Source organism: Gemmobacter aquaticus (assembly GCF_007859075.1).
GTDB classification, from domain to species: domain Bacteria; phylum Pseudomonadota; class Alphaproteobacteria; order Rhodobacterales; family Rhodobacteraceae; genus Gemmobacter; species Gemmobacter aquaticus.
Window position 1 is genome coordinate 76,508 of record NZ_VOAK01000024.1, and the last position, 18,334, is coordinate 94,841.

19 protein-coding genes and 1 tRNA gene are annotated in these 18,334 nt (G+C 63.9%); 9 read left to right on the forward strand and 11 right to left on the reverse strand.

All coding sequences use genetic code 11. From position 1 onward, the window contains the following. The first annotated feature begins 70 nt into the window (after window positions 1-70). On the forward strand, window positions 71-397 hold the full coding sequence (gene trxA, locus FQU74_RS16150) for a thioredoxin (protein WP_146287514.1): 327 nt from the start codon (window positions 71-73) through the stop codon (window positions 395-397). A 45-nt stretch (window positions 398-442) separates the two neighbouring features. On the opposite strand, the gene FQU74_RS16155 is transcribed toward trxA, so the two are convergent. The 3 genes from FQU74_RS16155 to FQU74_RS16165 form a co-directional block, all read right to left on the reverse strand. Next, complete coding sequence (locus FQU74_RS16155; RefSeq protein WP_146287515.1) at window positions 443-1,219, reverse strand: 3'(2'),5'-bisphosphate nucleotidase CysQ; 777 nt, start codon at window positions 1,217-1,219, stop codon at window positions 443-445. Next, window positions 1,206-2,546 carry a TldD/PmbA family protein gene (locus FQU74_RS16160; protein WP_146287516.1) on the reverse strand — a complete coding sequence of 447 codons (1,341 nt, stop codon included), beginning with the start codon at window positions 2,544-2,546 and terminating at the stop codon, window positions 1,206-1,208. Before FQU74_RS16160 ends, FQU74_RS16155 begins: the two co-directional genes overlap by 14 nt. Before the next feature lie 134 nt (window positions 2,547-2,680). Next, window positions 2,681-4,183 (reverse strand): DUF2125 domain-containing protein, encoded by a 1,503-nt coding sequence (locus FQU74_RS16165; RefSeq protein ID WP_146287517.1) that lies wholly within the window; start codon window positions 4,181-4,183, stop codon window positions 2,681-2,683. A gap of 125 nt (window positions 4,184-4,308) precedes the next feature. Between FQU74_RS16165 and FQU74_RS16170 the strand changes: the two genes are divergently transcribed. Then, window positions 4,309-5,049, forward strand: coding sequence for an SDR family oxidoreductase (locus FQU74_RS16170; RefSeq protein WP_146287518.1), 741 nt, complete (start codon window positions 4,309-4,311; stop codon window positions 5,047-5,049). Beyond that, a complete protein-coding gene (locus FQU74_RS16175) occupies window positions 5,046-5,663 on the forward strand; it encodes an enoyl-CoA hydratase/isomerase family protein (protein ID WP_146287519.1) in 618 nt (205 codons plus the stop codon). The genes FQU74_RS16170 and FQU74_RS16175 overlap by 4 nt, the downstream gene beginning before the upstream one ends. Before the next feature lie 60 nt (window positions 5,664-5,723). Here the strand turns inward: FQU74_RS16175 and FQU74_RS16180 are convergent, their stop codons facing one another. Continuing rightward, complete coding sequence (locus FQU74_RS16180) at window positions 5,724-8,051, reverse strand: DEAD/DEAH box helicase (RefSeq protein WP_146287520.1); 2,328 nt, start codon at window positions 8,049-8,051, stop codon at window positions 5,724-5,726. Window positions 8,052-8,330: 279 nt separating this feature from the next. Here FQU74_RS16180 and FQU74_RS16185 point away from each other — a divergent pair, with 279 nt between their 5' ends. Further along, window positions 8,331-8,882, forward strand: coding sequence for a peptidoglycan-binding protein (locus FQU74_RS16185; RefSeq protein WP_146287521.1), 552 nt, complete (start codon window positions 8,331-8,333; stop codon window positions 8,880-8,882). A 16-nt stretch (window positions 8,883-8,898) separates the two neighbouring features. Here the strand turns inward: FQU74_RS16185 and FQU74_RS16190 are convergent, their stop codons facing one another. Further along, entirely contained in the window at window positions 8,899-9,963 is a 1,065-nt protein-coding gene (locus tag FQU74_RS16190; RefSeq protein WP_146287522.1) for a LacI family DNA-binding transcriptional regulator, read from the reverse strand. 233 nt (window positions 9,964-10,196) lie between these two features. On the opposite strand from FQU74_RS16190, the gene FQU74_RS16195 reads away from it, so the two are divergent. Beyond that, window positions 10,197-10,272 (forward strand) — tRNA-Arg (locus tag FQU74_RS16195). A gap of 117 nt (window positions 10,273-10,389) precedes the next feature. Here the strand turns inward: FQU74_RS16195 and FQU74_RS16200 are convergent. Both FQU74_RS16200 and FQU74_RS16205 read right to left on the reverse strand, forming a co-directional pair. Further along, complete coding sequence (locus FQU74_RS16200) at window positions 10,390-10,680, reverse strand: hypothetical protein (protein WP_146287523.1); 291 nt, start codon at window positions 10,678-10,680, stop codon at window positions 10,390-10,392. A 584-nt stretch (window positions 10,681-11,264) separates the two neighbouring features. Beyond that, a complete protein-coding gene (locus tag FQU74_RS16205; RefSeq protein WP_146287524.1) occupies window positions 11,265-12,011 on the reverse strand; it encodes a DUF1013 domain-containing protein in 747 nt (248 codons plus the stop codon). Window positions 12,012-12,140: 129 nt separating this feature from the next. Here FQU74_RS16205 and FQU74_RS16210 point away from each other — a divergent pair, with 129 nt between their 5' ends. Further along, complete coding sequence (locus FQU74_RS16210; protein ID WP_146287525.1) at window positions 12,141-12,782, forward strand: ribonuclease T2 family protein; 642 nt, start codon at window positions 12,141-12,143, stop codon at window positions 12,780-12,782. A 111-nt stretch (window positions 12,783-12,893) separates the two neighbouring features. Here the strand turns inward: FQU74_RS16210 and FQU74_RS16215 are convergent, their stop codons facing one another. Further along, window positions 12,894-13,886: an adenosine kinase gene (locus tag FQU74_RS16215; RefSeq protein ID WP_146287526.1), complete on the reverse strand. Its 993-nt coding sequence runs from the start codon at window positions 13,884-13,886 to the stop codon at window positions 12,894-12,896. Beyond that, on the reverse strand, window positions 13,883-14,527 hold the full coding sequence (gene nth, locus FQU74_RS16220) for an endonuclease III (protein ID WP_146287527.1): 645 nt from the start codon (window positions 14,525-14,527) through the stop codon (window positions 13,883-13,885). Before nth ends, FQU74_RS16215 begins: the two co-directional genes overlap by 4 nt. A gap of 111 nt (window positions 14,528-14,638) precedes the next feature. On the opposite strand from nth, the gene FQU74_RS16225 reads away from it, so the two are divergent. From FQU74_RS16225 to FQU74_RS16235, 3 genes are all read left to right on the forward strand, one after another. Beyond that, complete coding sequence (locus FQU74_RS16225; protein ID WP_146287528.1) at window positions 14,639-15,496, forward strand: methylated-DNA--[protein]-cysteine S-methyltransferase; 858 nt, start codon at window positions 14,639-14,641, stop codon at window positions 15,494-15,496. Between the two features lie 109 nt (window positions 15,497-15,605). Then, window positions 15,606-16,253 (forward strand): YiaD family glycine zipper/OmpA-like lipoprotein, encoded by a 648-nt coding sequence (locus FQU74_RS16230; RefSeq protein WP_146287529.1) that lies wholly within the window; start codon window positions 15,606-15,608, stop codon window positions 16,251-16,253. Window positions 16,254-16,355: 102 nt separating this feature from the next. After that, the gene (locus tag FQU74_RS16235) at window positions 16,356-17,123 is read left to right on the forward strand and encodes an FCD domain-containing protein (protein WP_146287530.1); all 768 of its coding nucleotides are present in this window, start codon (window positions 16,356-16,358) and stop codon (window positions 17,121-17,123) included. A 51-nt stretch (window positions 17,124-17,174) separates the two neighbouring features. Here the strand turns inward: FQU74_RS16235 and FQU74_RS16240 are convergent, their stop codons facing one another. Next, window positions 17,175-17,735, reverse strand: coding sequence for a F0F1 ATP synthase subunit B (locus tag FQU74_RS16240; protein ID WP_146287652.1), 561 nt, complete (start codon window positions 17,733-17,735; stop codon window positions 17,175-17,177). 5 nt (window positions 17,736-17,740) lie between these two features. Continuing rightward, on the reverse strand, window positions 17,741-18,289 hold the full coding sequence (locus FQU74_RS16245; protein WP_146287531.1) for a F0F1 ATP synthase subunit B': 549 nt from the start codon (window positions 18,287-18,289) through the stop codon (window positions 17,741-17,743). Window positions 18,290-18,334 lie beyond the last annotated feature (45 nt).

The following is an 18,334-nucleotide window of genomic DNA, read 5'->3' on the forward strand; positions in this document are numbered from 1 at the left end:
CGCAACTGCTTGACGCGGGCCGGTCGCATCCCTACGTTCACTGCCTGACAGATTCCCTTGGAGAATGATCATGGGCGCCGCAACCGTTGCCGTCACCGATGCCACCTTTGACACTGAAGTCCGCCAGTCGCCGATCCCGGTCGTGGTTGACTTCTGGGCCGAGTGGTGCGGCCCGTGCCGCCAGATCGGCCCGGCCCTGGAAGAACTGGCCGCGCAATATGCAGGTCAGGTCAAGATCGTGAAAGTAAACGTAGACGAAAACCCCGACAGCCCGGCCGTTCTGGGCGTGCGCGGCATCCCGGCACTGTTCCTGTTCAAGGACGGGCAGGTGGTGTCGAACAAGGTGGGCGCCGCCCCCAAGGCTGCGCTGGAAAACTGGATCAAGACCGCGATCTGATTGCCCGCGCATTGACCCAGCGGGGCGGCCGCAAGGCCGCCCTTTTCATTTCGCGATCAGGCGCGACATCAGCGCCGCATGCAGGCCCGGTGCGGCGGCGAGCACGCCCTCGGCCTGCGGATGGGCCAGGTTGAACCGCAGCGCAGTTCCGTGGCGGTCCGTCACCTGGGCACCCGCGCGTTCCGCAATCAGGCTGCCTGCCGCGATATCCCACTCCCAGGCAGGGCGCAGCGTCAACATGCCGTCATGGCGCCCTTCGGCCACAAGGCACAGTCGATAGGCCAGCGAGGCGCGAAAGCTGCGCTTCAGGTCGGGGACCCCGCCGGGCCAATGTTCGGGCGCAAGCGCGGCTGCGGTCGTCAGAAGCCGCGCGCCATCGATCCCCGGCTGAGTGCTGCATCTGATCGGCACTCCGTTAAAGAGCGCGGGACCGTTGTGCGCCGCCGTATAGAGACGATCCAGCGCTGGAAGGTAGACAGCACCCGCCACTGCCCGCCCCGCTTCGACGACCGCCAGCGACACCGCGAACGTCTCTTCGCCCGCCATGAAAGCACGGGTGCCGTCGATCGGGTCCAGCACGAACAGGCGTCTGGCAGAAAGGCGCGCGGCACTGTCCGTGTCTTCCTCCGAGAGCCAGCCGTAATCGGGCCGGGCCGCCAGCAGCAGCGTGCGAAGATGGTCATTCACCGCAAGATCGGCCTCGGTCACCGGACCAAGGCCGGGTTTCTCCCATGCCTTCGGCGCCTGCCGCCAGTAGCGCAGGGCAATCTGGCCTGCGCCGCGCGCCGCCTCGGTGATCAGGGCGAGGTCAGCTTCCGGCAAGCATCATCCCTTCCACCAGAAGGCTCGGCACGCGGGTCGACAGATGGGCGCGCGCGTCGTTGGCGGCGATCAGCGATCCCAGCATGGCGCGCAGATTTCCCGCGATGGTGCATTCGTTCACCGGATGGGTGATCTCGCCATCTTCGACCCAGAAGCCCGAGGCGCCACGCGAATAGTCGCCCGTGGTCGGGTTGATGGTCGAGCCGATCAGCGAGGTGACCAGGAGACCCGTGCCCATCTGTCCGATCAACTGCTTGCGGGTCGCTGTGCCGGGCGTCAGGTCGATGTTCGACGTGGCGGGCGATGGCGGCGAGGTTGTGCCGCGCGCGGCATTCGCAGTCGAGGGCATGCCAAGCTTGCGCCCCGTGGCAAGGTCCAGCGTCCAGCCGGTCAGGATACCGTTCTCGACGATGGCCCGGCGCTGCGTTGGCAAGCCCTCGGCATCAAAGGGGCGCGAACCAGAGATGCGCGGGCGATGCGGGTCCTCGATCAGCGAAAAGCCTTTGGGCAACACCTGTTCCCCAAGCGCGTCACGCAGCCAGCTTGATCCGCGCGCGATCGAGGCGCCGTTGATGGCCGACAGCAGATGACCGATCAGGCTTTGCGCGATGCGTTCGTCAAAAAGCACCGGATAGCTGCCGGTCTTTGGCTTGCGTGCGCCCACCCGCGCCAGCGCGCGGTCCGCCGCCAGCTGGCCGATGCTTTCGGCCGAGGGCATGTCGGCGGCATGGATGCGCGACTCGCCCGCATAGTCACGCTCCATCGCGGTGCCCTCACCGGTGAAGGCTACGGCGGAATGCGACAGCGAGCTGCGCTCATAGCCACCAGCGAAACCATTGGTCGCGGCCAGATGCATCAGGCGGCGCGCATAACCGGCTGACGCCTCGACCTGCCGGATGCCGGGCCGGGACAGTGCAGCCGCCTCAACCGCGCGGGCGGCCTCTTCCAGAGCGGCGGCGGTTGGCTCGGCGCCCGGATCGCAAAGCTCAAGTGCGGCCAGATCCCATCCGCGCGCAATCTGGCCGGAATCCGCCAGTCCGGCAAAGGGATCAATCGGAGCTTCGCGGGCCATTGCAACGGCCCGTTCGGCCACCTCGGCAATCGTGCGGGCCGATGTGTCCGAGACAGAGACACAAGCCTGCCGCCCGCCGATCAGCACACGCAGGCCAAGCTCGGTCGCCTCGGCGCGTTCGGCCTGTTCAAGCTTGCCTTGCCGGATGTCGATGGCAAGCGACGTGCCTGCCACTGCAAGCGCATCGGCGGCTTCGGCCCCGGCCTTCAAGGCGGCATCCAGCAGGGCCTCGGTCATTCGGGCAAGATCGGTCATGGTTTGTCCTTCCTGAAGCGGGCCTGATGCGGAACGTGAGCTAAGTCGCATCCCCACGATACGCAAGCCTCATGGCGCGCGCCAATGCGAAAGGCCGCCCCGTGGGGCGGCCTGTTCCTTGCCAGGGGGCAGGATTATTGCAGCTGCATGCCGTTCACGAACAGGTGCTTGTCCTTGAACTCCACCGCCGAGGTCATGGTGTCGGGCTCACCCTCGACCATCTTGGCGAACATGCCCAGCATCATCCGCGCGCCCATCATCTGATCTTCCGGAATGAGACCCATCGCCATCAGCTTGTCGAGCAACCCGTTCAGGCCCACCGCTTTCAGGTTCACGTTGCCGGTCGGCGCGGGAACACCGCTGAAGGTGGTCAGGTCGGTGTTGTCAAAGGTCAGCGCGCCATCGCCGGTGATCTCGGCCCCTGCGGCCTTCACTTGCAGGGCGTTCAGCGTCAGCGCATGCAATTCACCCGGGGTGCCGACCATGTTGGTCATCGCCGTCTCGTCCATCAGATCAACCAGAAGCTTGGCCTTGCCCGAGGCATCGAGCACCACCGAGACCGGATCGCGCGGCAGTTGCTTGCCCGGATCGAGCATATCCCACACCTCGTTGGACACGGTCAGGTCAACGAGCTTCAGAAGCAGGCCGAAGTCTGCCGGCGTGTCGGATTTGGACACCGGCATCACAAGGTTGAATGCACCTTCCTTGTAGGCCAGATTCAGCTGCGGGAAGGGGATCTGCGGGCCGCTCGCGGTCATGCTGGCCTCACGCGCAGTGCCGCCATAGGCCAGACGCATCGCATCCATCGCGAAGTTCAGATCACCGCCCGCATTGATGCCGGTCAGCGAAGTGGTGCCCGTGGCATCTGTCGCCTTCACGTCCATGCTGGCGCTTTGATAGGCAAAGCTACCCGAGATCGCGGCCCCGGCCTTCAACGCAGCGGTCATGTCACTCATGTCGCCACGGGTGGCCGTGTTCGACTGGCCTGAGAGGCCCGCAAAGTCGACCTTGGCGTCAATCTTGCTGCTATCCTCGGGATTGGTACCGGCAATGACGACTGACAGACCATCCGCCTTGAAGGTGCTGGCGATGGTCTTGTCGGCCGCGCCCGAAACCAGATAGTCGCCGGACATGCCCGACACCACACCCTCGACCTTCAGATCGGTCGGCGCGTCGGGCGCATCGATTCCGGCAAGCCGCACCGTGATGGTGGGGCCGGTGAACTGATAGCGCATCTCCTCGGCCGTACCCGAGGCATTGACCAGCAAGCCGGGGGTCAGAACATCCAGCGTGGTCGTGGTTGCCGGCACGTCTTCGACCGCAGCGGTGCGCATCACCATGTTCGAGGTTTCCGACATCGTCACATCGACAGTGCCATCGCCCTTGTCCGCAAAATTCAGCTGCTCGATCGTGACCGTGGCCTCGGCATCCGCATTCTTGGAAGTGATGTTCAGCCCACGCACGACCAGAACATCGCCCTCGCGCGCGGCGCTGGTCGAGGTAACCGTCTGGCCATAGGCCGTCGAAAGCGACTTCCAGTTTTCCCAGACCTGCTCGGGCGTCACCTCGGCCAGCGCGACATTGGCCGTCACCAGTGCCAGTGCTGCCGTCGAGCACAGCATTTTCATATAGGTCATGATCAATCCTTTCTGGGTACAATGCCGGCGGCAGCATCCAATACTGAAGGCGCGCGCACAAGGCTTTCCGAAGCGTTGCCGAATGAGGTAACAATCTTTCCGGGCCAAGGGAAGCAGGGACTGGAATGCAGGACAAGGTCGTGGCGATCACTGGCGCAAGCCGGGGCATCGGGGCAGAGACGGCGCGCATCTTCGCGCGGGCCGGGGCAAAAGTGGCGCTTCTGGCGCGCAACCATGAGGCGATTGCCGCGCTGGCGGCAGAGATCGGGCCGCAAGCGCTTGCGGTACCCTGCGATGTCGCCGACTGGCGGTCGGTGTCCGAGGCGGTGGACCGTGTGGTTGTCGCCTGGGGTCGGCTTGATGTGCTGGTGAACAATGCAGGTGTCATCGACCCGATCGCCCGCATCGCCGAAGTGGACCCCACCGCCTGGGCAAGGCTGATCGAGATCAACCTGACCGGTGTTTTTCATGGCATCCGCGCGGCCCTTCCCGTGATGAAAGGCCAGGGCGAAGGCACGATCCTCACGGTATCGTCAGGCGCGGCCACCACCCCCTATGAGGGCTGGAGCGCCTATTCCGCGTCCAAGGCCGGGGCTGCAATGCTGATGCAGTCGCTGCACGCCGAGGAAGGGCATTGGCTGCGTGTCATGGGCCTTTCTCCCGGCACCGTCGCGACCGAGATGCAGGTCAGGATCAAGGCATCCGGTATCAACCCGGTCAGCCAGCTGACGCTGGCCGACCATATCCCGCCCGACTGGCCGGCACGGGCGCTTTTGTGGATGTGCGGCCCCGATGCCGAGGAATTTCGCGGCCAGGAAATCCGCCTGCGGGATGAGGCGATCCGCCGCAGGATGGGACTGCAATGATCGAACTTCGGATTGAAGGCGGCCTCTGGACCGTCACGCTGAACCGCCCCGAGAAGGCCAATTCGCTGACCGGCGCCATGCTGGACGAACTGGCTGGCATCGCAGAACGCGCAGGAGCCGAGGGTGCTCGGGCGCTGGTGTTGACCGGGGTGGGCAAGGTCTTCTCCGCCGGTGCCGACCTTGATGAGGCAAGGGCCGGGCTTGCAACCTCGGGTCTCTGGGAACGTCTGTCGGGTGCCATCGCCGCCCTGCCCTGCCTGACCGTGGCCGCGTTGAACGGCACACTGGCCGGGGGTGCGATGGGCATGGCCCTGGCTTGCGATCTGCGAATTGCCGTGCCGGGGGCGAAGTTCTTCTACCCGGTGATGAAGCTGGGCTTCCTGCCCCAGCCATCAGATCCCACCCGCCTCGCGGCCTTCGTGGGGCCGGCGCGGGCCAAGATGATCCTGATGGCCGGACAGAAGATCGAGGCGCCCGAGGCGCTTGCCTGGGGCCTGATCGACCGCATCGCACCGCCCGAGAGCCTGCTTGCCGAGGTCCGCGCCCTGACCGAGGACAGCCTTGCCGCCAGTGCAAGCCACGTGGCGGGAATCAAGGCGTTGATCCCGACATGAAAAAGGGGGCCTGGCGGCCCCCTTTTCGCATCATGTCAATCGATCACGCCTTAAGCTCGATCACTTCTTGGGCGGCGTGAACCGCTTGGAGGTGTCGCGCGCATCGACCGGGCGCGGCGCGGGTTTGGCGCGCGCGGGCTTGGCCGCAAAGGTCTTGCCTTCGGCCTTGTGCGACTTGGTCCCGGCAGCGCGACCCGGCTTGTCCTTGCCACCGCCATGCGACTTGAAGCCTGCCGACTTTGAGGCGGGCTTGCCGCCCTTGTCGGCGCGGTCATCGGCCTTCCAGCGCGGTTTGCGATCACCACCTTCGGGGCCATCGCCGCGCGGCGCATAGGTCTTGCGCGGGGCCTCGGCGGCCTCGTCGCGTTTGACCCAGGGCTTGCGCGGGGCCTCGGCTGCCGCGTCGCGGGGCGCACGCTTCATCGGGGCAACTTCGCGCGGCTTGTAGCTGCGCTTTTCGGATTCCGCACCCTCGGGACGGGCGGGATAGTCCCGCTCGCGCTTGGCATAGGGCGAACGCGGGGCATCCTCACGCTTGGCGTAGGGTTTGCGGTCGCCATCTTCGCGCTTGGCATAGGGCTTGCGGTCCCCGTCTTCACGCTTGGCGTAAGGCTTGCGGTCGCCGTCTTCACGCGGGGTATAGGGTTTGCGTGGCGCGGGGGCTGCGCCCTCATCCTCGACAAAGCGCGACGGTTTGGGGGTGTATGCCGGACGATCCCCGCGATCCTCGCGACGCGGCGCACGCTCGGCACGCTCAGGGCGTGGCCCACGGTCGAAGCTGCGCTCGGGGCGGCCAAATTGCGGCTCGCCTTCGACGCGGTCCATGGTCAGGCCGGGCTCAAGTTCGATCCGGTCGGCGATCTTGCCGGAGACGGTCTTGGCCACCTGCACAAAGGTCACCGTCTGCTGCACGCGGATGGCGCCGATCTCGGCCTTGGTGATGCCAACGGCGTCGCAGATCTTGGGCAGAAGCCAACGCGCCTCGGCCCGACCTTCATGGCCGACCGACAGAAGGAACCATTCCGCTTCGCCAAAGGCATTGCGGTCGCGCGGGGCTGACGGTGCCGCCTGCGTCGGCATCACGGCGTCATGCAGAACCTCGGGGGCAGAACGCCCTTCGCGCCAAAGGCGCACAAATGCTGCGGCCATGTGATCGGCGCCATAGCGTTCGACGAGTTGGGCGGCGAGTGCTGCCTCCTCTCCCGGACGGTCCGTCAGAAGCGGCAACTCCATCAGGCGGGCGTCATCACGCTCTTGCACCTCTTCGGCCGAAGGGGCCTTGCCCCATTCCGCCACGACCTTCGCCCCTTGCAGAAGGCGCGTCGCCTTGCGGAACTCCGACGGTGGCACGATCAGAACCGAAGTGCCCTTCTTGCCTGCGCGCCCCGTCCGGCCGGAACGGTGCAGAAGTGTCTCGCTGTTTGAGGGCAGGTCGGCATGGATCACCAGTTCCAGCCCCGGCAGGTCGATGCCACGCGCGGCCACGTCGGTCGCGATGCAGACCCGCGCGCGGCCGTCACGCAGCGCCTGCAGCGCATGCATGCGTTCCGACTGCGACAGCTCGCCCGACAGCGCCACGACCTGGAAGCCGCGGTTGCCCATGCGGGCCAGCAGGTGGTTCACGTTCATCCGCGTCTTGCAGAAGACGATGGCGGTCTGCGCCTCGTAAAAGCGCAGCACGTTGAAGATGGCGTGCTCGCGGTCGCGCGGGGTGATGTTGATCGCGCGGTATTCGATGTCGCCATGCTGGCGCGCCTCACCCTGCGTCTGCAGGCGCACGGCATCACGCTGGAAGGTGGCGGCAAGCTTTTCGATCTCTTTCGGCACGGTGGCCGAGAACATCAGCGTGCGACGTTCCGCCGGGGCCGAGCCCAGGATGAACTCCAGATCCTCGGCAAAGCCCAGATCCAGCATTTCGTCCGCCTCGTCCAGAACCGCAACATGCAGAAGCGACATATCGAGGCTACCGCGCTCGATATGGTCCCGCAGACGGCCGGGTGTTCCGACCACGATATGCGCGCCAAACGAAAGCGCCCGGCGTTCGGTGCGATAGTCCATGCCGCCCACGCAGGTGGCGATCTGGGCACCGGCCTCGGCGTAGAGCCATTCCAGTTCGCGCGCGACCTGCTGGGCCAACTCGCGCGTCGGCGCGATGATCAGGGCCAGCGGGGCCTCGGCAGGTTTCAGGATATCCGTGCCACCCAGTACCTCGGGCGCCATGGCGAGGCCAAAGGCCACGGTCTTGCCCGACCCTGTCTGCGCCGAAACCAGCGCGTCGCGGCCGATCAGTTCCGGGGCCAGAACGGCCTCTTGCACGGGGGTAAGCGATTCATAGCCTTTGGCGGCAAGCGCCGCTGCGAGCGGGGCCGCGATATTCAACTCGGTCATGTCTGTTCCAATGTGGGGGCGTCTTGCCCATGACGGCCCACCCTTCCCCTGCGCAGCCGGGTCTCCCACCCCGTCGCTGCCCGGAATCATCGGAGCCTCGCCCCGCGCCTAACGCAAACTGCGGCGCCTGTATAGGGAGGAAGCCCCGAACCGCACGAAAACGTCAGGAAACGGGCCGCAGATCGCCGCTGTTATCAGATATCAAGCCGGGGTTTTTGCCTGACAGCGTGAAAACCCGCATCTGTCCTCCCAGCGAAACCGCAACCGAAAGGGCATCACATGCTGTCGAACCTCCGCACCTCGAAACTCGCCAAAGCCGGGATCACCGGCATCGTCGCACTTGGGGTCACGCTGTCCACCCTCGCCCCGGCACAAGCACTGGGCCGCAACGAGAAGAACTTCCTCAAAGGCGTGGCGGCGACCATCGTGGCCCAGCAGGTGATCAAGTCGATCAACACCAACCGTCAGGCCAAGATCGCACAGGGCACGGGCTATGCCCCCAGCTATTCCTTCGTGCAGCCCGCCCCGGTCTATGCCTCGACCCGGCCCGCCTATCAGCCGCGCCCGACCTATCGCCCGACGCAGGCGGCCTATGTCTCGCCGATCTATTCCTCGCCGGTGGCCACGGCCTTCAACGCCTATAGCAGCACCGACCGCAAGCGCATCCAACAGAAGCTGGCGGCGCAGGGCTACTACACCAGCGGCATCGACGGCTCGTTCGGCCCGGGCACCTACAACGCCATCAACTCGTATGCCACGGCGCAGGGCAAGGGCACGCAACTGACCACGCCCGCAGGCGTCCATGGCGTGTTTGACGGCCTGATCTACTGATCCTGCGCCGGCGGCATCAGACCTTGCGGATGGTGTCGCCGGGCTGAAGGATCGGGAACAACTCGATCCTCTCCCCTCCGATCACACCGGACGGGCGCTTGCCTGCGATGATCTCGGCCGCATGAATGCCGATCTCGCGCCGGCAGGCGTCCATGGTGGCAAGCCTTCTGGGCAGACCATCGAGCAGTTCAACCCCGTTGAACCCGGCAAGGCCCACCTGGCCCGGCACATCGATCCCGCGATCAAGGCACCACAGAAGTCCACCCGCCCCGATCATGTCGTTCGAGTAATACAGGAAATCGAGTTGGGGCGAGCGTTTCAGGATCGCCTCTGTCATCTCGCGCCCCTTCAGTAGGGCCGAGCCGCCGCGATAGTATTCCTCGTCCTCGACGGTGAGCCCGGCCTTGGCCAGACCCTCGCGGAAGCCCTCCAGCCGTTTGCGGGCACGGTGGTCGTCGGGCATCTTGGTGCCAAGGAACCCGATATGGCGATAGCCAGCGGTGATGATCGCCTCGGCCATCTGCAACCCGGCACGTCGGTGCGAGATGCCTACTGCGCTGTCCACCGGATCGCCGTCGATGTCCATGATCTCGACAATCGGAATCCCTGCGCTTTCCAGCATGGCCCGCGCAGCAGGCGAATGTTCCAGACCGGCGATGATGATCCCCGATGGGCGCCAACTCAGCATCTCGTAGAGCACCGCCTCTTCGCGTTCGGGCGAATAGTTGGTGATGCCGACGACAGGTTGCAGCCCGGTATCCTCTAGCGTGTCGGAAATGCCCATCATCACCTCAGGGAACACCATGTTCGACATCGAGGGGATGATGACACCCACCAGGTTCACCCGCTGCGAGGCAAGGGCGCCTGCGATCTTGTTTGGCACGTAGCCAAGGGAACGCGCTGCCAGCAGCACCTTTTCGCGCGTGGCATCCGAGACATCGCCCCGGTTACGCAAGACGCGACTGACCGTCATCTCGCTGACACCCGATGCCTCGGACACGTCGCGAAGCGTCAATGTACGTCGGGGATCGGGGGCGGGGGCTTTGGTCACTGGGTCGCCTTTCACTTGCGGACGTCCCATTGTTAGCGCCAAAGAAAGGGCTTGTCCAAGTGCAGAAATACTGCTAATGTTAGCGCTATCAGGACTCCAGCGCGCCATCTAAGCTCTCAACTGGCGCGAAGGATCGATGGGGGGAGTGTGGGCCAAAATTCACTCCCCCCTTCACCCCTGAACCCCCGTTCAGCACGATAAAGGTTGATGCGAGTTGCTATTGCACCGCGCGGCGTTTCCAAGCATGAAAGGGACGCTGGTCCGGCCTCGTAGCTCAGGGGATAGAGCGGCCGCCTCCTAAGCGGCAGGTCGAAGGTTCGAATCCTTCCGGGGTCACCAGTGTCTCAAACAAATCCAAGACCGGCCCGGTGCGGGGTTTCGGATCAATACCTGCCCGAAGAAAAGTCGAGCGGGGCCACCCTACCATTGCGGAGTCGGGTCCGCTGAACTCCGCGATCACTTCGCATCGAACTTTGCATTGAGCAACGCGTGCGCCGTCGCCTCAACCCCTTCGAGCAACTCGCCAAGAACCGTCAGCATCATCGCTTCCTCGGCGCTGCGCAACCCGCAGTCGAGATGGGCGAGAGCGCTCTCGAACTCAGCGAACCAACGCGCGACCTCGGCTTCCATTTCCAGGGCTTGCGCATAGCTGATATCGGGATTCAGGATAGAATCCTGGATTCGCCCCCACAGGTCGACAATAATATTCCGACGCTCATAAAATGAATGAATTGGGGTCAAGTGCATTGGCCCTTTCTCAATCATTGCACGCAGGGGATGAGAGAACCTAGGCCGACTTGCGCAGTCATGGCAAGCAAAGTTTGAACTTTTATTCATTCTTTTCATTATGTTAAGTATTTTTGTTTCGGTAACAATTCACATCCCTTAAACTTGCCCATCTTGTTAATCCTGGGTTCATCGATCGTCGGTATAATGCCCTAAAGGCAAACGCCTATCCTGCGGGAACGCGGCCTTCAAAGCTGGACATCTTGCAAGAATTCCAAATGGTGCCGATCATGAGCGACTCGGAACGACTTCTGTTACTGCAGAAAGAGCTCTGTGAATGTGAGCTCGACTTGCTTGATTACCTCGAAAGCCATGACCCTGAGGAAATGGCTAAAAGTACCATAGTCGCCGTGGACATTCGGCCTCCGCACGGCATGTGCATCGATCAAGACAAGCCCTAGCGGCATCGCTACCGCGGACAGTCCGCTTCAGCCCGCAAACAAATCGGTGCATCGCAGGCAGGATCGCGGCCACACCCTGAAGACATCATGAAACGAAAAACCCCGGACGAATGTCCGGGGCTTGTCAATGCGCGGCGCGAACGATCAGCGGTGATCGTCGTCCTCTTCCTCGTCGTCGCCATGCGGCAGATTGAAGAAGCTCTCGGCGTCCGAATAATCGGCCGGATTTTCTTCCTTCTCGACCTCGGTAAAGGCGTCAAGTCCGGCAAGGCTGTCCGGCAACTTCGGTTCGGTCGACATGCCGAGCGACTGTTCGGTGCTCACCAGCTTGCGGCGCTCGTCATCCGACATCACGCCGCCCTCGGCTGCCTTTTTGCGGACAGCAGCCTGGACTGCGGCGTCGAGTTCCGACTGGCGGCAGAGGCCGAGCGCAACCGGGTCGATGGCCTGCATGTTCTGGATGTTCCAGTGAGTGCGCTCACGAATGGCCTGGATCGTCGGCTTGGTGGTGCCAACCAGCTTGCCAATGGCGCCGTCCGACAGCTCCGGATGGAACTTGACCAGCCACAGGATTGCGTTCGGCCGGTCCTGGCGCTTGGAGAGCGGCGTGTAGCGCGGGCCCCGGCGCTTGTCTTCGCCCACGGCGGCGGCATTGAACTTCAGACGCAGCTTGTAGAGAGGATCTTTCTGACCCCGCTCGATTTCGATCGCGTCCAACTGGTTGTTGCCCACAGGATCGAAGCCCTTCACCCCGGCAGCCACATCGCCGTCGGCAATGCCCTGCACCTCAAGCTCATGCATGCCGCAGAAATCTGCGATCTGCTTGAAGCTGAGCGTTGTGTTGTCCACCAGCCAGACGGCGGTGGCTCTGGCCATCAGCGGTTTCGACATGAGGATCTCTCCTTTACAAATCTCTCCCGCGCCGGGAAAACGGCTGCAGCCAGTCCGGCTGCGATTTCCGCTTTTTGGGGGGAAGTCAGGGCGGCTTATAAAGCGGAATCGCTACGGGGGAAAGAGAAAATGCGTGCATTCGCCTTGGCCGCTGCCATCGCCCTTCTGGCGCCTGCGGCCCACGCCGAGGGAGAGCGGGCCGGTGACTTTCACTACTATGTCCTCTCGCTCAGCTGGTCACCCAACTGGTGCGCGCTGGAAGGCGATGCCCGACGCGCGCCCGAATGTGACGCGGGCGAAGGTCGCACCTTCACCCTCCACGGTCTGTGGCCACAGTTCGAAGAGGGCGGCTGGCCGTCTTACTGCCGCACCTCTGAGCGCGATCCTTCGCGCGCCGACAGTGCGTCCATGGCTGATATCATGGGCGACGGAGGCCTTGCCTGGTATCAGTGGAAAAAGCATGGACGATGCGCAGGACTTGCCCCGCGGACCTATTACAAGACCATGCGGCAGGCCTATGAGGCCCTTACGATCCCGCCGGTCTTCTCGCAGATCACAGAACGGCTGGAGTTGCCTGCCGAGGTGGTGGAAAGCGCATTCCTTGAGGCAAACCCCGGCCTTGAACGTGATCAGATCACCGTCACCTGCGATGAGGGCATGGTGCAAGAAGTGCGGATCTGCCTGACCCGCGCGCTCGACCCCCGACGTTGCGGCCCCGATGTGATCCGCGACTGCCGGCTGAAAGACGCGGTGATGGAGCCGGTCCGCTGATCTTTGGCCGCCCGCCTGGTGGGGCTGTGGCATGGGTATTTTTGCCAAGAGGAAGCAGCAAGTCGTGCGCTTCTTCCTCTTGGCGTCAAATACCCAAAAATCCCTGACGGATCAGATCAGTCCTTGGGCCCGGAACAGCGCGCGAAGGTCCGCCTCGGGGCGGGCGCCGATGTGGCTGATGACCTCGGATGCCGCAAGGTTGCCCATGCGCGCCGCGCGTTCATAGCCATAGCCATTTGTCAGCCCCCAGAGGAAGGCCCCGGCGAACAGGTCGCCTGCTCCGGTCGCATCGATGATCTTCGTAGGCACCGCCGGCACCTGCCAGTGCTGCCCTTCGGCCAGCACATGCGCGCCACGATCCCCTTCGGTGCAGACCACGATGCCAACATCGGCCACGGCGGCCTTCAAGGCACCGTCGAGGTCGGCGGTCTGGTACATCGAGATCAACTCAGCCCGATTGGCGAACAACAGATCCAGATCCTCGCGGATCATGCGGCGAAACGCGTCACGGTGGCGTTCAACGCAGAACGGATCCGACAGCGTGACAGAGGCCCGACCGCCCGCCGACTTGCAAGCGTCGATCGCTTTCGCGAAGGCTGCATGGCTTTCCGGCCCGTCGAAGCGATAGCCTTCGAGATAGATCCAGTCGGTGTCGGCCATCTGGCTGTCGTCGATATCGGCAGGGCTCAGGAACTCTGACCAGCCGAGATAGGTGTTCATCGACCGTTCGCCATCGGGGGTTACCAGAACGATGCAGCGTCCGGTTTCCTGCGCGCTGTCCTTGGGCGCGAAGGCCGTCTCGTAGACCGCGCCCTGGGCGCGCAGGTCGTGGGCGAAGATGCGACCCAACTGATCATCCTTGACCTTGCCGACATAGGCGGTGCGTCCACCAAGGGCCGCGACCCCTGCGATCGTGTTCGCCGCCGATCCGCCCGAGATCTCGCGCGCGGGGCCGATCCGGTCATAAAGAGCGACCGCACGATCCATGTCGATCAGCTGCATGATGCCCTTGCCGATACCGTTCGCGTCAAGGAACGCATCTTCGGCATGGGCCAGAACATCGACCATGGCGTTGCCGATGCCGACAACCTGGAACTTCTTCATGCGGTCTTATCCTCGAATGGGCATAGGTCCCGGATCAGGCAGTCCGGGCAACGGGGTTTGCGTGCGGTGCAGATATATCGTCCGTGCAGGATCATCCAGTGGTGCGCGTGCTGCTGGAATTCGGCGGGGATATTGTCCTCGATCGCGCGCTCGACGGCCTCGACGTCGCGGCCCGGACAGATGCCGGTTCGGTTGCCAAGGCGGAAGATATGGGTGTCGACCGCCTGGGCGGGGACATGCCACCACATGTTCAGCACCACATTCGCAGTCTTGCGCCCGACACCGGGAAGCGACTGCAGTGCTGCGCGGCTGGACGGCACTTCGCCCCCGTACTGCTCGACCAGAATCTCTGAAAGCCGGATCACGTTCTTCGCCTTCTGGCGAAAAAGCCCGATCGTCTTGATGGCCTCGGTCAGCCCTTCGAGACCCAGATCCAGCATCTTTTGCGGGGTGTCCACGGTGGCAAACAGGGGACGCGTGGCCTTGTTCACCCCGGCATCGGTCGCCTGCGCCGACAGCGCGACCGCCACCAGAAGCGTATAGGCATTGACGTGATGAAGCTCACCCTTCGGTTCGGGCTCCTGCTTTTGAAAGCGGGTAAAGATCGCGCGGATCGTATGATAATCAAGCTGACGGGCCATGGCGCTTCCTAGCCCGGTGCCCGCAGCCTGCCAAGCGAAGCCGCAGGTTCCGGGTCGAACTGCAGGCCTTTGGCGCCTATTGTTGCGTGGAAGCCATTGCCAGGACCCGCCATGACCGACCAGAGCCAAGCCTACCACTACCGTGTCATCGCCCGCGCCTTGCGCGAGATCGACGCCGGCGGCGCGGGATTGACGCTCGATGACCTCGCTGGGCGCATGGGGATGAGCGTGGCGCATTTCCAGCGCCTCTTCTCGCAATGGGTGGGGGTCAGCCCAAAGCGCTATCAGCAGTATCTGACACTTGACCACGCAAAGCGCCTGCTGGCCGAGCGGCACTCGGTTCTGGAAACCACGCTTGCTACCGGGCTTTCGGGCGGCGGGCGGCTACACGACCTGTTCCTGCGGTGGGAGGCCATGACGCCCGGCGAGTTCGGCCGGGCAGGCGAAGGCCTGACGATCCGGCACGGCTGGTTTGACAGCCCCTTTGGCCCGGCGCTGGTCATGGGTACGGATCGGGGCATCTGCGGCATCGGTTTTGCCGCCGAACAGGGCGAAGACGCGGTGATGCAGGACCTGACCGGACGCTGGCCCGCCGCGCAATTCATCGAAGACCCGGAAACCCTGCGCCCCTGGGCAAACGCGGCCTTTGGCGACACCGGTGAAGCCGCGCTCGTGCTGATCGGCGCCCCCTTCCAGATCAAGGTCTGGGAGGCCTTGCTCAACGTGCCATCAGGCCATGTCACCACCTATTCCGACATCGCCGAGGCCATCGGCCATCCCGCGGCGGTGCGCGCGGTGGGTACGGCGGTCGGGCGCAACCCGATCAGCTATCTGATCCCCTGTCACCGTGCCCTGCGCAAATCGGGCGCTCTGGCTGGCTACCATTGGGGGCTGCCCGTCAAGCGCGCGATCCTTGCCTGGGAAGCCGCGCGCCGTGACAGCAATGACGCCACCCTCATCCATTCGTGATGCGCAAAAACCTGCCAGAATCTGTGTTGCAAATTCCATCAGCCTCAAATCCTGATATAACGGCCGCCAAGGTGCGCGGCAGGCGCATGTGTTCTGGCGAGGCAATGGAATGAAATTGCAGACGAAACTGATCGGCGGTCTGGCCGCCATGGCGTTGCTTGCAGGCTGCGTCAATCCGACCGAATTTGAAGACCCAAATGCCCGCACCAAGGGTGGCGCCCTTGCTGGTGCTGTGGTCGGCGGTGTGCTTGGGGCGAACTCGGGCAGCAATCAGCTCGCACGCGGGCTGGCGGGGGCTGCGGTTGGCGCCGCGCTCGGCGGCGCAATCGGCTCGTCCCTTGATGCCCAGGCGGCTGAACTGCGTCGGCAGATGGGCAGCAGCGCAACCGTGCAGAACAACGGCAACAGCCTGACGGTGACCATGGCGCAGGACGTGCTGTTCGCCACCAACAGCTACACTGTGCTGCCGGCACAGCAGCAGAACCTGTTCACGCTGGCACAGAACCTGCAACGCTACCCGAATAGCCGGGTTGAGGTCATCGGCCACACCGACTCGACCGGCGATGCGTCGTTCAACCAGTCGCTTTCGGAACGTCGCGCTGGTGCAGTGCGCGATGTGATCTCGGCAGGAGGCGTGCATCCCAACCGCCTGACCGCCTTTGGTCGCGGCGAGTCGCAGCCGATCGCCACGAACATGACCCCCGAGGGCCGCGCACAGAACCGCCGCGTCGAGATCAACATCATCCCGATGCAGTGATCCGTCCACAGGATTGCAGGGGGCGCATCGCAAGGTGCGCCCCTTTTGCGTTGCGAACCGCTTCCGTCGGTCATATTTCTTGACCAAACGCGGGAGGAACGCATGCCCTACCAACGCATCAGCGCCGAGAAGCTATCTCAATCCGTGTCCCGCCAGATCGAATTGTTGATCCTGCGCGGCATCCTGCGCCCTGGTGAGCGGCTTCCGGCAGAGCGCGATCTGGCCGAACGTCTGGGCGTGTCGCGCCCCTCGCTGCGCGAGGCGCTGGAGGTGCTGGAGGCCAAGGGGTTGCTTGTCACCCGTCCCGGTGCAGGGGCCTTTGTGGCCGAGGTTCTGGGCAACGCCTTTTCCCCTGCCCTGATCGAACTCTTCTCCAGCCATGACGAGGCTGTGGAGGACTACATCGCCTTTCGCCGCGACCTTGAGGGGTTGGCCGCCGAACGCGCCGCCCGCGTGGGGTCGGACACCGACCTCGAAGTGATCGCGACGATCTTTGCCAAGATGGAAGCCGCGCATCAGAAGCGCGATCCGTCAGACGAGGCGGCGCTGGATGCGCAGTTCCACATGTCGATCATAGAGGCGAGCCATAACGTCATCATGCTGCACATGATGCGGTCGATGTTCGACCTGCTGCGCCAGGGTGTGTTCTACAACCGGCAAATGATGTTCCGGAACCGCATGACTCGCGACATGCTTCTGGATCAGCACCGCGCGATCAACCGCGCGATCCAGGCGCGCGATCCGTCCGGCGCCCGCGCGGCGATCGGCGCCCACATGGATTATGTCGAGGAGGCGCTGCAGGAACAGGCAAAGTCCGAGCGGAACGAGGCCATCGCCCGCCAGCGTATCGAGCACGAGCGTAACCGCTGAAATGCAGAAAGCCCCGGTCTGAATCGGGGCCTTCTGGATCGTTCAACCGGATCAGTGCAGTTTGGCCGCAACCTGATCGATCGCCGCGTCGATGGAGGCGGCAGCGGTTTCGGCGGTGGACTGCTTGGCCAGCACATCGGCGGCAGCAGCAATCGCCACGTCCACGGCGCGCTCGCGCACTTCGCGCACAGCTGAGGCTTCGGCAGAGGCGATCCGCTCTTCGGCCGCGGCCAGACGGCGCGCGATCGAAACCTTCAGATCATCCTTGGCCGCAGCGGCAGCAGCCTGCGCTTCGGCCTTGGCGCCTTCGACGATACGCTCCGATTGCTCGAGCATCTCTTTCGACTTCTTTTCATAAGAAGCGAGGATAGCTTGGGCTTCTTCACGCAGCGTGCGTGCTTCGGCCAGCTCTGCCTTGATCTGGGCCGCACGAGCGTCAAGCATGGCGCCCAGCTTGGCCGGAACCTTTGCGTAAAGCAGGATGCCGACAAACACGATGAAGGCCAGCAGCACGATGAAGTTCGTGTTGCGCAGCGACACGAACGGGCCCTCGGCGGCAAACGCCGGGTTGGCCAGAAGGGTCGCGAGGGTGATGAGGCTGATTTTCTTCATCATGATCACCCTTTCAGCCGGGCATTGACCGCGGCGGTCACGCTGCGGGCATCCGCTTTGCCACCAAGGGCCGCGATGATTTCTTTCGCGGTGTCTTTGGCAACTTCGGTCACGCTGTCAAGCGCGCCGGCACGGATTTCGGCGATACGGGCCTCGGATTCAGCCACCTTGGCACCGATTTCCACATCCGCCTTGGCGGTTGCGGCATCAAGATCCGCCTGGATTTCGGCCTTGGCCTTGGCCACGATCTTGCCCGCCTCGTCGCGGGCTTTGGCCAGCGCCTCGTTATAGGCTTTCTCCGCGGCGACCGCCTTCTGCTTCAGCTCTTCAGCTGCCGCGAGGTCTTTGGTGATGGTGCTGCTACGCTCGGCCAGCACTCCCCCGATCCGGGGCAGCGCCACAAGCCGCAGCACAAGGTAGATCACGACAAGCGCGACCAGCAACCAGACGATCTGGTTAATATAGGTCGTGGTGTCGAGCTGCGGCATGCCTGCAGACTGCCCGGCCCCATGGGCCGCCGCACCTGCCGCCGCTTCATGCGCTTCGGTCGCCATTTCGTTTCCTTACGTTCGTCAAGCACTTGGCCGGGGAGCGAAACG